General features: G+C 69.1%; 14 protein-coding genes. 9 read left to right on the top strand and 5 right to left on the bottom strand.

Going from position 1 to position 13,429, the window contains the following annotated elements; translation table 11 throughout:
- Positions 1–6 precede the first annotated feature (6 nt).
- From iscU to fdx, 6 genes are all read left to right on the top strand, one after another.
- Positions 7–390 (top strand): Fe-S cluster assembly scaffold IscU, encoded by a 384-nt coding sequence (gene iscU, locus V4F39_RS16715; RefSeq protein WP_332290843.1) that lies wholly within the window; start codon positions 7–9, stop codon positions 388–390.
- Positions 391–401: 11 nt separating this feature from the next.
- Entirely contained in the window at positions 402–725 is a 324-nt protein-coding gene (iscA, locus tag V4F39_RS16720) for an iron-sulfur cluster assembly protein IscA (RefSeq protein ID WP_332290844.1), read from the top strand.
- Between the two features lie 64 nt (positions 726–789).
- Positions 790–1,281 (top strand): GNAT family N-acetyltransferase, encoded by a 492-nt coding sequence (locus V4F39_RS16725; protein WP_332290845.1) that lies wholly within the window; start codon positions 790–792, stop codon positions 1,279–1,281.
- Entirely contained in the window at positions 1,278–1,811 is a 534-nt protein-coding gene (gene hscB / locus V4F39_RS16730; RefSeq protein WP_332290846.1) for a Fe-S protein assembly co-chaperone HscB, read from the top strand. Before V4F39_RS16725 ends, hscB begins: the two co-directional genes overlap by 4 nt.
- A gap of 8 nt (positions 1,812–1,819) precedes the next feature.
- Positions 1,820–3,679 carry a Fe-S protein assembly chaperone HscA gene (gene hscA, locus V4F39_RS16735; RefSeq protein ID WP_332290847.1) on the top strand — a complete coding sequence of 620 codons (1,860 nt, stop codon included), beginning with the start codon at positions 1,820–1,822 and terminating at the stop codon, positions 3,677–3,679.
- Between the two features lie 12 nt (positions 3,680–3,691).
- A complete protein-coding gene (gene fdx, locus V4F39_RS16740; RefSeq protein WP_332290848.1) occupies positions 3,692–4,030 on the top strand; it encodes an ISC system 2Fe-2S type ferredoxin in 339 nt (112 codons plus the stop codon).
- A gap of 135 nt (positions 4,031–4,165) precedes the next feature.
- Here the strand turns inward: fdx and V4F39_RS16745 are convergent, their stop codons facing one another.
- From V4F39_RS16745 to V4F39_RS16765, 5 genes are all read right to left on the bottom strand, one after another.
- Positions 4,166–6,268 (bottom strand): putative bifunctional diguanylate cyclase/phosphodiesterase, encoded by a 2,103-nt coding sequence (locus tag V4F39_RS16745; protein WP_332290849.1) that lies wholly within the window; start codon positions 6,266–6,268, stop codon positions 4,166–4,168.
- 79 nt (positions 6,269–6,347) lie between these two features.
- Positions 6,348–7,148: an ABC transporter ATP-binding protein gene (locus V4F39_RS16750; RefSeq protein ID WP_332290850.1), complete on the bottom strand. Its 801-nt coding sequence runs from the start codon at positions 7,146–7,148 to the stop codon at positions 6,348–6,350.
- A gap of 16 nt (positions 7,149–7,164) precedes the next feature.
- Entirely contained in the window at positions 7,165–8,052 is an 888-nt protein-coding gene (gene ntrB / locus V4F39_RS16755) for a nitrate ABC transporter permease (RefSeq protein ID WP_332290851.1), read from the bottom strand.
- Positions 8,053–8,082: 30 nt separating this feature from the next.
- Entirely contained in the window at positions 8,083–9,315 is a 1,233-nt protein-coding gene (locus tag V4F39_RS16760) for a CmpA/NrtA family ABC transporter substrate-binding protein (RefSeq protein WP_332291545.1), read from the bottom strand.
- Positions 9,316–9,627: 312 nt separating this feature from the next.
- On the bottom strand, positions 9,628–10,263 hold the full coding sequence (locus tag V4F39_RS16765; RefSeq protein WP_332290852.1) for an ANTAR domain-containing response regulator: 636 nt from the start codon (positions 10,261–10,263) through the stop codon (positions 9,628–9,630).
- A gap of 58 nt (positions 10,264–10,321) precedes the next feature.
- Here V4F39_RS16765 and tsaD point away from each other — a divergent pair, with 58 nt between their 5' ends.
- The 3 genes from tsaD to rpsO all read left to right on the top strand — a co-directional run bounded on the left by tsaD (position 10,322) and on the right by rpsO (position 13,278).
- The gene (tsaD, locus tag V4F39_RS16770) at positions 10,322–11,353 is read left to right on the top strand and encodes a tRNA (adenosine(37)-N6)-threonylcarbamoyltransferase complex transferase subunit TsaD (RefSeq protein WP_332290853.1); all 1,032 of its coding nucleotides are present in this window, start codon (positions 10,322–10,324) and stop codon (positions 11,351–11,353) included.
- 103 nt (positions 11,354–11,456) lie between these two features.
- Complete coding sequence (locus V4F39_RS16775; RefSeq protein ID WP_332290855.1) at positions 11,457–12,746, top strand: branched-chain amino acid ABC transporter substrate-binding protein; 1,290 nt, start codon at positions 11,457–11,459, stop codon at positions 12,744–12,746.
- A 262-nt stretch (positions 12,747–13,008) separates the two neighbouring features.
- Positions 13,009–13,278, top strand: a complete 270-nt coding sequence (gene rpsO, locus V4F39_RS16780) for a 30S ribosomal protein S15 (RefSeq protein ID WP_332290856.1) — start codon at positions 13,009–13,011, stop codon at positions 13,276–13,278.
- The last annotated feature ends 151 nt before the right edge of the window (positions 13,279–13,429 follow it).

Raw genomic sequence — 13,429 nt, forward strand, 5'->3', positions numbered from 1 at the left:
ACGGACATGGCATACAGCGACAAGGTCATCGACCACTACGAGAACCCGCGCAATGTTGGCGGCTTCGACAAGGGTGACGACACGGTGGGCACCGGCATGGTCGGTGCACCGGCCTGCGGCGACGTGATGAAGCTGCAGATCAAGGTGAACCCGGCCACCGGGCTGATCGAGGACGCCAAGTTCAAGACCTATGGGTGCGGCTCCGCCATCGCCTCCAGCTCGCTGGTGACCGAATGGGTCAAAGGCAAGTCGCTCGACGAGGCGCTGACGATCAAGAACACGCAGATCGCCCAGGAACTGGCGCTGCCGCCGGTCAAGATCCACTGTTCCATCCTGGCCGAGGATGCGATCAAGGCCGCCGTCGAGGACTACCGCAAGAAATTGCAGTGAGGACGGGGACGATGGCTGTCACGCTCACCGAAGCCGCCGCGCGGCACGTCTCCCGTTATCTGGCCCGGCGCGGCAAGGGCGTGGGCGTGCGGCTGGGGGTCAAGACCACCGGCTGTTCGGGCTTGGCCTACAAGCTCGAATACGCCGACGACGTCGCGCCGGAGGACGTGGTCTTCGAGGGCCACGGCGTGAAGGTGTTGATCGACCCGAAAAGCCTGCCTTACATCGACGGGACCGAACTGGACTTCGTCCGCGAGGGGCTGAACGAAGGGTTCAAGTTCCACAACCCCCGCGAGAAGGACCGCTGCGGCTGCGGGGAATCCTTCCGGGTCTGACGCCCGTGGAAAGCGACGCGCGGCTGCCGAGGCGGCCGCGTTTTTTTTGCCCGATGCCTGCTGTATGGCCGTGACCGACATCCAGATCCGCCCGACGCGCCCCGATCATCCCGAGGTCGTCGCGCTGCTCGACGCGCTCGACACCTACCTCGCGAGCCTCTACGCCCCGGAGGACAACCACATCCTCGACGTGCAGGCGCTGCTGGCGCCGCAGGTGCATTTCGTCGCCGCCTGGCAGGGCGGCCGCATCGTCGGCTGCGGCGCGGTGCGGCGCATGCCGGGCGAGCGGGACACTGCCGACCGGCCCTACGGCGAGATCAAGCGCATGTACGTCGACCCCGCGGTGCGCGGCCAGCGCCTGGCCGAGCGATTGCTTGATGCGCTGGAGCAGTCCCTGCCGCCGGCCGGTGTCGGCCATGCCCTGCTGGAGACGGGCCGCGACCAGCATGCCGCGGTGCGCCTCTATGAGCGCTGCGGCTATCGGCGGCGCGGGCCGTTCGGGGGCTACCCCGACAACGGCCTGAGCGTCTTCTACGAGAAGCAGGTGAGCCCATGAACCTCGGCGACGACGACTTCACCCTGTTCGGCCTGCCGCAGCGTTTTGCGATCGACCGCGCCGACCTCGACCAGCGCTGGCGCCGTTTGCAGGGCGAGGTGCATCCCGACCGCTTCGCCGCCGAAGGCGCGGCTGCTCAGCGCGTGGCGATGCAGTGGTCGGTGCGGGTCAACGAGGCCTATGGCCGGCTGAAGGATCCGCTGGCGCGCGCCGCCTACCTGTGCGAGCTGCGGGGTGCACCGATCGACGCCGAGAACAACACCGCGATGCCGGCCAGCTTCCTGATGCAGCAGATGGCCTGGCGCGAATCGCTCGACGATGCGCACGGCGTGGCCGAGGTGGAGGCGCTCGACCGCGAGGTGCGTGAGGCGCAGGCGGCGCTGCACGGGGAACTGGACGCCCTGCTGGGCCCGGCCGGCCCCGAGGCCGGCGCGCAGGCCCTGCAGGCGGCGCAACGGGTCAGAGCCCTCATGTTCGTTGCGCGCTTTCGCCAGGACATCGACCGCAGGCTGGACGCGTTGGGACAATAGGCGTACTTATGGCACTGCTCCAGATCTCAGAACCCGGCCAGGCGCCCGATCCCCACCAGCGCCGCGTGGCCGTGGGCATCGACCTCGGCACCACCCACTCGCTCGTCGCGGCGGTGCGCCACGGCGTGGCGGAATGCCTGCCGGACGAGTCCGGCCGCGCGATCCTGCCTTCGGCGGTGCGCTACCTCGAGGGCGGCCGTCGGCACATCGGTGCCGCCGCGCTCGCGGCACAGGCCGACGACCCTGAAAACACCATCGTCTCGGTGAAGCGTTTCATGGGCCGCACGCTGGCCGACATCGACGGCCACGGCAAGCTGCCGTACCGCTTCGTCGACCGGCCGGACATGGTGTCGCTCGAGACGCGAGACGGCGTGAAGTCGCCGGTGGAGGTCTCGGCTGAGATCCTCGCCGCGCTGCGGCAGCGTGCCGAGGACACCTTCGACACCGACGAGCTCTTCGGCGCGGTGATCACGGTGCCTGCGTATTTCGACGATGCCCAGCGCCAGGCCACGAAGGACGCGGCGCGGCTGGCCGGGCTGAACGTGCTGCGGCTCATCAACGAGCCGACCGCGGCCGCCGTCGCCTACGGGCTGGACAACGGCAGCGAGGGCCTCTACGCGGTGTACGACCTGGGCGGCGGCACCTTCGACATCTCGCTGCTGCGCCTGGCACGCGGGGTGTTCGAGGTGGTCGCCACCGGCGGCGATGCGGCGCTCGGCGGCGACGACTTCGATGGCGCGCTCGCCGACTGGGCCTTGCAGCAGAAGGGGCGCAGCGTGCAGGGCGCGCAGGACAAGCGCGCGCTGCTCGTGGCGGCTCGCGCCGCCAAGGAGGCCTTGACGGACGCGCCTGAGGCCCGGCTCGTCGCCGAGTTGGCCGATGGCCCTTTGGCGGTGGACGTGACACGTGCGCAATTCGACGCGCTGACGCGGCCGCTGGTCGACCGCACGCTCGCGTCGGTGCGCCGCGTGCTGCGCGATGCGAAGGTGCAGCGCGAGGAGGTGCAGGGCGTGGTGCTGGTGGGCGGCTCCACCCGCATGCCGTGCGTGCGGTCGGCCATCGGCGAGGCCTTCGGCCGCGAGCCCCTGACCAACGTGAACCCCGACGAGGTGGTGGCGGTCGGCGCGGCGCTGCAGGCCAATCAGCTGGCGGGCAACGCGCCCGACGGCGAGATCCTGCTGCTCGACGTGATCCCGCTGTCGCTCGGGTTGGAGACCATGGGCGGCCTGGTCGAGCGCGTGATCGAGCGCAACAGCACGATCCCGACCGCCAAGGCGCAGGAGTTCACCACCTTCCAGGACGGACAGACCGCGATGGCGATACACGTCGTCCAGGGCGAGCGCGAACTGGTGAGCGACTGCCGGTCGCTCGCCCGCTTCGAGCTGCGCGGCATTCCGCCGATGGTGGCGGGCGCGGCGCGCATTCGCGTGACCTTCCAGGTCGATGCGGACGGCCTGTTGAACGTGGCGGCGCGCGAGATGCATTCCGGTGTGGAGGCGGCCATCGCCGTCAAGCCGAGCTACGGCCTCGCCGACGACGACATCGCGCGCATGCTCAGCGAAGGGTTCGCCCAGGCCGAAACCGACATGGCGGCCAGGGCGCTGCGGGAATCGCGGGTCGAGGCCGAGCGCATGGTGCTGGCCACGCGCTCGGCGCTGGCCGCCGACGGCGACCTGCTCTCCGATGCCGAACGTGTTGAGATCGACCACCTGATCCAGCGCACCGTCGAGACGGCCACGCAGGACAACCACCACGAGATCGATGCGGCCGTCGAGGCGCTGGCGCACGGCACCGAAGCCTTCGCGGCCCTGCGCATGAACCGCGGCATCCGCCAGGCCCTGGCCGGCCGCAGCATCGACGACGTCTGACCCGAAGCCCCCATGCCTGTCATCAAGATCCTTCCCCACGCCGAGTACTGCCCCGAGGGCCGGTCGATCGAGGCGCCCGCCGGCACGTCGGTGTGCGAAGCGCTGCTGGAAAACGGCATCGAGATCGAGCACGCCTGCGAGATGAGCTGTGCCTGCACGACCTGCCACGTGATCGTGCGCGAAGGCTTCGATTCGCTCGGCGAACTGGACGAAAGCGAGGAGGATCTCCTCGATCGCGCCTGGGGGCTGGAGCCCACGTCCCGGCTGTCTTGCCAGGCGATCCTGGCCGCACAGGACGTGACGATCGAGATCCCCAAGTACACGATCAACCACGCGCGCGAAAAGCACTGATGCGCCTGCGCTGCAACCTGGTGCGCCCGCCCCTCGATCGGGCAAAAAAAAACCTCCCGCTGAACGGGAGGTTGGACAAAACGGGCTGCTCGTGGCCCTGCTGAGGAGATAGACAGACACCGACCGGTGTCGCGTTCACTGCAAGCAAGAGCCATACCGGCTGCTTTTCGTGGGTGCCGGCCGGCCAGGAGCCTCGCCATCGCGCGCCCAGGTGGCCAGCACGCGCGGAACCATCGGCTTGCCGAACAGGTAGCCCTGGAGTTCGTCGCAGCCCAGCCGGCACAGGATCGCCCGCTGGGACTCCGTCTCGACGCCTTCGGCCACCACTTTCAAGCTCAGTGAGTGAGCCAGCCGTATGACCGCATCGACGATGGCGCAGGCGTCGCTCGCCGCTTCCAGGTCGTGTACGAAGCTGCGATCGATCTTCAGTTCGGAGGCCGGCAGGCGCCGCAGGTAGCTGAGGCTGGCATAGCCGGTGCCGAAGTCGTCGATCGACAGCTGCACCCCTGCGGCCACCAGCTCGTGCACGATGGCGAGCGTCGTGCCGGTGTCGTCCATCGCGGCCGATTCGGTGATCTCGCAGGTGAGCTGCGCCGGGTCGACCTGGTGGCGCACCAGGGCTTCGCGGATGCGGCGCACCAGGTCCGGTTGCCGCAGCTGATGCGCCGACAGGTTGATCGACACCCGCATGCGCATGCCTTCCTGGCGCCACGCCTGCATCTGCCGGCAGGCCTCTTCGATCACCCAATGGCCGAGCGCGCCGATCAGGCCGGCCCGTTCGGCCAGCGGCACGAACACCGCCGGGCTGACGACGCCGCGGACCGGGTGCCGCCACCGCAGCAGCGCCTCGGCGCCGGTGACATGGCCACCGGTGGCATGGATCTTCGGTTGGTAGAACAGCGCCAGCTGCCGCCGCTCGACGGCGCGGCGAAGGTCGCGCAGCAGTTCGACGTCCTCCCGCGTGCCCTCCAGCATGTGGGCCTCGAAGAAGCAGTAGGTGCCGCGGCCGTTGCGCTTGGCGTTGCGCATGGCGGCCGCTGCGCGTGTGGGCAGCGACGACATCGCGCCGTCCTCCGGGTACATCGACACGCCGATCGAGCAGGAAGCGCCCAGTTCGCGGCCGTCGAGCAGCATCGGCTCGCCCAGCCGCGCCGCCACGTGGGCCGCGGCGCGGGCGGCCGTCTCGCGGTCCGGGTTGCCGCCGAGCAGCAGCAGGAACTCGTCGCCGCTGGCGCGTGCCGCCATGTCGCTGGCGCCGAGCACCCGCTGCAGGCGCCGGGCCATGGCCTGCAGCAGCGCGTCGCCTGCCGGCGGACCGAAGGATTCATTGATCGCCTTCAGGCCATCGACGTTGATGCACAGGACGGCCACGCGTTGCTGTTGCCGGTCGGCGCGCATCGCAGCCACCTGCAGCCGCTCGTCGAAGCGGCTGCGGTTGGACAAACCCGTCAAGGTGTCGGTGGTCTCGGCATGCGCCAGGTCGTCCCGCATGCACTGGAGCAGCTGGCCAAAGCGCTGCTCGAGCGAGACGGCGACCATCAGCAGGGCCCACACCGCGGGCACGGCCACCAGTGCCAGCGCCGTGGTGCTGTCTCCGTGCATCGTCCAGCCCGTGTGCGGCTCGGCTGACTGCGGTGACTGCGCCGCCGCCAGCATCGCGATCTCCATGCCCAGCATCGCCAGGGCCAATGCGAGGGCGCCGAGCGCCGAGCGGGGCATCGTCGGCCGCTGCCGGAAAACACCGCTCGTGTGGACACCGAGGTAGACCAGGGCGGCGACAGTCGCGCACGCAGCGGCGACGCCCGCGGGCGCGATACGCCACGCTCCGGGCTGTGCACCCGCCGCGGCATGGATCCCCAGCAGCGGTACGGCCACCAGGCCGGCGGCGAGCACGGGTACGCCGAGCGCGAAGCGGAGCGGGGCGGAGGGCGCCCCGGGGCGCTGCAAGGCCAGCGCGGCCACGCCGCACAGCACGGGGGGTATCAGCGCAGCCAGCGCACGCCAGGGCTCGTAGGCCGGCTGTGCGGGCAGCCCGGCCATGGCGATGAAGTGCACGCACCAGGCGCTCGTCGCCAGGGCCAGCGCGCCGCCCCAGCGAGCCCAGCCTGCGCGTTGGCCGGGCCGCAACGGAAGGCTGCGGCAGATGGCCACCGCCACGTACGCGCCCACGAAGGCGTAGGCGGCCAGCAGGGGGGACAGGGGGATGCCCTGCATCCCCGCCGCCGTCTCAGCACCCATCCGATCCTCCCGCCGATGTATCAGGATGGCCGGATGTTAGATATGAAAGACAATGATCAAAGATTCATTAATGCGGTTTTCAGGCCGCAATCCTGTCGGTTCGGCCATGCCGGGTGTAGAGGAAGTCCAGCACTTCCTTGCGGTAGTGCACGTAGCGTGCATCCTCGGCCAGCGCCACGCGGTCCCGCGGGCGGGGCAGTTCCACGTCGAGGATCTCGCCGATGGTGGCCGCCGGCCCGTTGGTCATCATCACGATGCGGTCGGAGAGCAGGACGGCCTCGTCGACGTCGTGCGTGACCATCACGACGGTGCTCTTCGTGCGCGCGACGATCTTGAGCAGCTCGTCCTGCAGGTGGGCGCGGGTGAGGGCGTCCAGCGCGCCGAAGGGTTCGTCCATCAGCAGCACCTTGGGCTCCATCGCCAGCGCGCGGGCGATGCCCACGCGCTGCTTCATGCCGCCCGACACCTCGTGCGGCCGCTTGCCGACGGCGTGGCCCATGCCGACCAGCTCCAGCGCCGCCTGGGTCCGCGCCTGCAGCTGTGCCTTGCGTTCGCTGGCGCCGAATACGCGCTCGACACCGAGGTAGACGTTCTCGAAGCAAGTGAGCCATGGCAGCAGCGAGTGATTCTGGAAGACGACCGCCCGCTCGGGGCCGGGCGCCGCGATCTCGCGGCCGTCGCACAGCAGCACGCCGCTGGTGGGGCGGGTGAGCCCGGCGATCAGGTTGAGCAGCGTCGACTTGCCGCAGCCCGAGTGTCCGATGAGCGTGATGAACTCGCCCTGCGAGACCGCAAGGTCGATGTCGCGCAGCGCATGAAAGCGGCCCTTGCGCGTGTCGAAGACCATCTCGGCCTGCTGCACCTGGATGAAAGCGTTCATGGTGTGCTCCCGGGGATCAGTGGTCGAACGAGAAGCGCTTTGCCACGGCCACCAGCAGTTGCTCCAGCAGCAGCCCGACGATGCCGATGACGAAGATCGCGACCAGGATGTGCTGCACGTTGAGGTTGTTCCACTCATCCCACACCCAGAACCCGATGCCCACGCCGCCGGTGAGCATCTCGGCGGCGACGATGACCAGCCAGGCCGTGCCCACCGACAGCCGCACGCCCGTCAGCATGTAGGGCAGCACGGCGGGGAAAAGGATGCGCGTGATGACCTTCCATTCGCTCAGGTTCAGCACGCGCGCGACGTTCAGGTAGTCCTGCGGTACACGCTGCACGCCCACGGCGGTGTTGATCACCATCGGCCAGATGGAGCATATGAAGATCGTCCAGATGGCGGCGGGGTTGGCCGCCTGGAAGACCAGCAGGCCGATCGGCAGCCAGGCCAGCGGCGACACCGGCCGCAGCAGGCTGATCAGCGGATTGACCATGCGGCTGAGGAACTCGAAGCGCCCGATCAGGAAGCCCAGCGGGATGCCCACCAGCGCCGCCAGGCCGAAGCCCACCGCTACGCGCTCGAGCGAGAACAGGATGTTCCAGCCGATGCCTTGGTCGTTGGGGCCGTTGCTGTAGAACGGGTCCGCGAAGAGCTTGGCGGCGGCCTGGAAGGTGGCCCAGGGCGTGGGGAAGGTGGTACTGCCCTGCGTCAGCAGCGCCCACGCGCCCACCAGCAGGCCGACGCCGAGCACCGGCGGCAGCACGGCCAGCCACAGCGCGCGGGCATCGAACCTCGGCGCGGCGGGGGCAGCCGGTGCAGCCGCGGCAGCGGAGGAGGGGGCGCTGGCCACGGCCTGCGGCGGCTGGCTGGCCTCGAGCGGGGAATGGAAGACGGCACTGACCATGGTGGAGGTCCTTTCTGCGCGTGAGGCTGTTCAGGCCTTGATCTTGAAACCGTCGGCGTACTTGGCGGGGTCCTTGCCGTCCCACACCACGCCGTCGATGAACTTGCTGCTGCGCATCGGCTCCTTGGGCACGCTGATCTTCATCGCGCCGGCCACCTGCTTGTACAAGTCGATCTGGTTGATCTGCCTGGCCACGCCCAGGTAGTCGGGGTGCTCGCGCAGCAAGCCCCAGCGCTTGTGCTGCGTGAGGAACCACATGCCGTCCGACAGGTACGGGAAGTTCACCGCGCCGTCGTTGAAGAACTTCATGTAGTTCGGGTCGTCCCAGGTCTTGCCCAGGCCGTTCTGGTAGCGCCCGAGGATGCGCTGGTTGATGGCGTCGACGCTGGTGTTGACGTAGGACTTGTCGGCCACCGTCTCGGCCATCTTCATCTTGTTCTGCAGGCCGGCGTCGATCCAGCGGCTGGCCTCGAGCACGGCCATCATCACGGCCCGGGTGGTGTTGGGGTACTTCTTGACGAACTCGCCGGTGGTGCCCAGCACCTTCTCGGGGTGGTCCTTCCAGATGTCCTGCGTGGTGACCGCGGTGATGCCGATGCCGTCCATGATCGCGCGGTGGCCCCAGGGCTCGCCCACGCAGTAGCCGTCCATGTTGCCCACGCGCATGTTGGCCACCATCTGCGGCGGCGGCACGGTGATGACCTTGGCGTCCTTCATCGGGTTGATGCCGACGCTGGCGAGCCAGTAGTAGAGCCACATGGCGTGCGTGCCGGTGGGGAAGGTCTGGGCGAAGGTGTAGTCGCGCTTCTCGGCGGCCATGGCCTTGGCGAGCGATGCGCCGTCCACCGCGCCCTTCTCGGCCAGCTTCTTCGACAGCGTGATGGCCTGGCCGTTGTTGTTGAGGGTCATCAGCACGGCCATGTCCTTGCCCTTGTTGCCGGGCATGCCGACGCCGAGGTGCACGCCGTAGACGAGGCCGTACAGCACGTGCGCCATGTCGAGCTCGCCATTGACGAGCTTGTCGCGCACGCCGGCCCAGGAGGCTTCCTTCGTGGGGATGATCTTCACGCCGTACTTCTTGTCGAAGCCCAGCACCGAGGCCATCACGACGGAAGCGCAATCGGTCAGCGGGATGAAGCCGATGCGGACCTCCTCCTTCTCGGGCTTGTCGGAGCCTTGCGCGTACACGGCGGATTGAAGGCCCGGCACGACGCCGGCGGCCGTGGTGGCTGCGGCTGCGGCGACGAGGTTGCGGCGTCCCATGTTGATCTGATCCTTGGCTGGCATGTGGTCCCCGATATTGGCAGGCAAAAACAAAAAAGGCGCCCTCACAGACCCGGGCGCTTCGCCTCGGGGTGTGGGGACGCCTTCGTCCTTTTCGCGGCGCGCCAGCGTTGGTGCACCACGATGTGATCAGGAGATCGCCGTTGACCTCTTGCTGCCCAGGTATTTGCAAGCCCCGTGCCACTGCGGGGCGGCACGCCGCGGGGGTGAAACGTCGCCGGATGCACCAAAGCCGGTGTGCCCGCCTGCCGTGCCGCGCCGACATGGTGCCGGCGCGTTGCGCCGCACGGCCTAGCCGAGCAGGTCGGAGACGTCGACGATGCGCTGCGCCACCTCGGCGAGCTTCAGGCCCTTGTCCATCGCCGTCTTGCGCAGCCGGGCATAGGCTTCTTCCTCGCTGATGGACTGGCGCTTCATGAGGATGCCCTTGGCGCGCTCGATGACCTTGCGCTCGCTGAGCTGGCTGCGCGCTTCCGCCAGGTCTTGGCGCATGCGCTCCTCGTGCTCGAAGCGGGCGAGGGCGATGTCGAGCACCGGCTTGATGCGCTCCGGGGCGAGGCCGGCCACCACGTAGGCGGTGACCCCCGCGGCGATCGCGTCGCGCACGTGCGTGGTGTCCTCGTCGTCGGTGAACAGCACGATGGGCCGGCGCGCATCGCGCGTGGCCATCACCACATGCTCCAGCGTGTCGCGGGCCTCGCTCTCCGCGTCGACGACGATCATGTCGGGCTGGATCTGCGCCAGCCGGTCGGGCAGGAACACATCGACCGGCAGCACCGCCACGATGTTGTAGCCCGCCTCCAGCAGGCCGATGCGCAGGCTGCGCGAACGCTCCGCTTCCCACCAGGCGTCCACGTCGGAAGGTTCGGGGGACAGCGACTCCGGCGCAACGATGACGATGCGCAAGGGCGAGGGCGGCGGCTGCATGGGACGGTGGGCGAGCAAGGTTCGCGCCACGGAAGGAGCGCTGACTACACTGGGCGGCATGAATGTACTCGGCATCGAATCGTCCTGCGACGAAACCGGCGTGGCGCTGGTGGCGGACGACGGCGGCGCCGCGCCGCGCCTGCTGGCGCATGCGCTGCACAGCCAGATCGACATGCACCAGGCCTACGGCGGCGTGGTGCCCGAACTGGCCTCGCGCGACCACATCCGCCGCGTGCTGCCCCTCACGCGGCAGGTCATGGCCGAGGCGGGGCTGGCCCTGGCTGACATCGATCTCGTGGCGTTCACGCGCGGCCCGGGGCTGGCGGGGGCGCTGCTGGTGGGGGCGGGCGTGGCCTGCGCACTGGCTGCCGCGCTGGACCGTCCCACGCTGGGCGTGCACCACCTCGAAGGCCACCTGCTGTCGCCGTTCCTGTCGGCCGATCCGCCGGAATTCCCGTTTGTCGCGCTGCTGGTGTCGGGCGGCCATACGCAGCTGATGCACGTGGCCGGCGTCGGCGACTACGCCCTGCTCGGCGAGACGATCGACGATGCGGCCGGCGAGGCCTTCGACAAGTCGGCCAAGCTGCTGGGGCTGGGCTACCCGGGCGGGCCGGCGTTGTCGCGCATGGCCGCCTTCGGCGATCCGGCGGCGTTTGCGCTGCCGCGGCCGCTGCTTCACAGCGGCAACCTCGATTTTTCGTTCGCGGGCCTCAAGACGGCGGTGCTGACGCAGGTGCGCAAGCTCGGCAGCAACGTCTGCGAGCAGGACCGCGCCAACCTCGCCGCATCGACGCAGGCCGCCATCGTCGAGGTGCTGGTGCGCAAGTCGATGCGGGCGGTGCGCGATGCCGGCACCCGGCGCCTCGTCGTGGCCGGCGGCGTGGGTGCCAACAGCGAACTGCGCGCGCAGCTCGGCGCCGCCTGCCGCAAGGAACGCGTCCGCGTGCACTACCCGGAGCTGGCGCTGTGCACCGACAACGGCGCGATGATCGCGATGGCGGCGGCGATGCGGCTGCGGAGCGGCCGCGCCCAGCCGGCACACGACTACGCGTTCGACGTGCGGCCGCGCTGGGCGCTGGCCGAGGCCTGACGGCACTTTCCCCACTCCTAAAATCCCGCCCCCGCGGCCGGCGGCGCCCCTGGCGCCCCGTTGTCCTCTCCGTTGTCTGGTGATCTTGAAAAGGCGCGTCTCCATGCGTTGGTCTGCGTTGCGTTTCTGTCGGCTGGCGGGGCTTGCCCTGGCTGCCACCCTGGTCGGCCATGGCGCCGTGGCTCAGCCCGCGAAGGAGCCCGTGCGCATCGCGCTGATCGAAGGGCTCTCGGGCCCGTTCGCCAATGCCGGGGAGGCCGTGTTCCGCAACCTGCTGTGGGCGGTGGAGCGCGTCAACGCGCGCGGCGGCGTCCGGCTGCAGGACGGGGCGCATCCGCTGGAATTGGTGCGGCTGGACAGCAAGGGCAACACCGAGGAAGCGCTCGCGATGTTGCGGGCCGCGCTGGACCGGCGCATCGTCTTCGTGGCCCAGGGCAACAGCTCGGCCACGGCCGCGGCCATCGTCGCGGCGCTGGACAGGCACAACGAGCGCGAGCCGACGCGGCGTGCGCTGTTCCTCAACTATTCGGCCGTCGACACGGCACTGACCAACGAGAAGTGCAGCTTCTGGCATTTCCGCTTCGACGCGCATGCCGACATGCGGCTGGCCGCACTCACCGACGCACTGCGCGACGACGCGTCTGTGAAGAAGGTCTATCTGATCGGGCAGGACTACAGCTTCGGCCAGCAGGTGCTGAAGCAGGCGAGGGCGATGATCCAGGCCAAGCGGCCCGACATCGAGTTCGTCGGCGACGAACTGCATCCGATGGGGCGCGTGAAGGACTTCCTGCCCTATGCGGCGAAGATCCGCGCCAGCGGTGCCCAGGCCGTGCTCACCGGCAATTGGGGCAACGACCTGACGCTGCTGGTGAAGGCCGTGCGCGACGCGGGGGCGCCGGTCAAGTTCTACACCTTCTACGCCAACGCACTCGGGGCGCCCGCGGCCATCGGCGACGCGGGCGTCGGCAGTGTGCTGGCCGTGGCCGAATGGGTGCCCAACCTCGGCGGCGCCGGCTCCGACGACTTCTACCAGGCGTTCCGCCAGCGCTTCCCCGATCCGCGCGACGACTATGTGCACGCCCGCATGCAGTCGATGATCGAGATGCTGGCGCGTGCGCTCGAGCGCGCAGGAACGGTCGACGCCGTCGCGGTGGCGCGTGCGCTCGAGGGCGCGAAGCTCGATTCGCAGCCCTTCGGCGGTTTCCACACCGGCACCATGCGTGCGGCCGATCACCAGTTCCAGCAGCCGCTGGTGGTCAGCATGATGGAGAAGGCGGGCACCAGCGGGGTGCGTTTCGACGTCGAGGGCTCGGGCTACGGCTTCCGTGTTGTGCGGCGCCTGGCGCCGTCCGAGGTCGAGCAGCCGACGACGTGCCAGATGGCCCGCCCCTGAGCCGTGGCCGCCGGGAGCGGCCCGCTGGCCTGCCCTCGTGGCGCGTCGCGGCCGGCGGCGGCGCTTGCCGTATAATCGCCGGCTCCGTAGTGCTGTGGCTTGCTGCAGTGTGCGGGACCAGGCACGGCATGGGTTGGTTTCACCCGTGACCGCAAGTGAAACGGCTGCACACCGTCCATTCCATGTGCAGCACATTCGAGACCGTCTTGCCGATGTTGCACAGGGTGCGCGCGCATGGCGTCTCGACCACGAGGAACTCGTCATGGCAATCGCCGATATCAAGAAGGCAGACATCATCCAGGCCCACGCACGGGGCGCCGCCGACACCGGCTCGCCCGAAGTGCAGGTGGCACTGCTCACCAGCCGCATCAACGAGCTGACGCCCCACTTCAAGCTGCACGCCAAGGACCACCACGGCCGCCGCGGCCTGCTGAAGATGGTCAACCAGCGCAAGCGCCTGCTGGCCTACCTGAAGAGCAAGGATGCCGATCGCTACACCTCGCTGATCCAGAAGCTGGGCCTGCGCAAGTAAGCACCGAATGCAAGCAAAGAGCCTGTCTGGAGCCTCCAGCACAGGCTCTTTGCGTTTTGGAGCCGGTTCGTCCACGGCGCTGCTGTGTCATTCCAACGAGGCTGCGGCCTTGCGTTTCGCTGGAATGGCATTGCGCCACCCCGATGAGCCT

It is taken from the genome of Aquincola agrisoli (assembly GCF_036621135.1).
In the GTDB taxonomy this organism is placed as follows: Bacteria; Pseudomonadota; Gammaproteobacteria; order Burkholderiales; family Burkholderiaceae_C; genus Aquincola; species Aquincola agrisoli.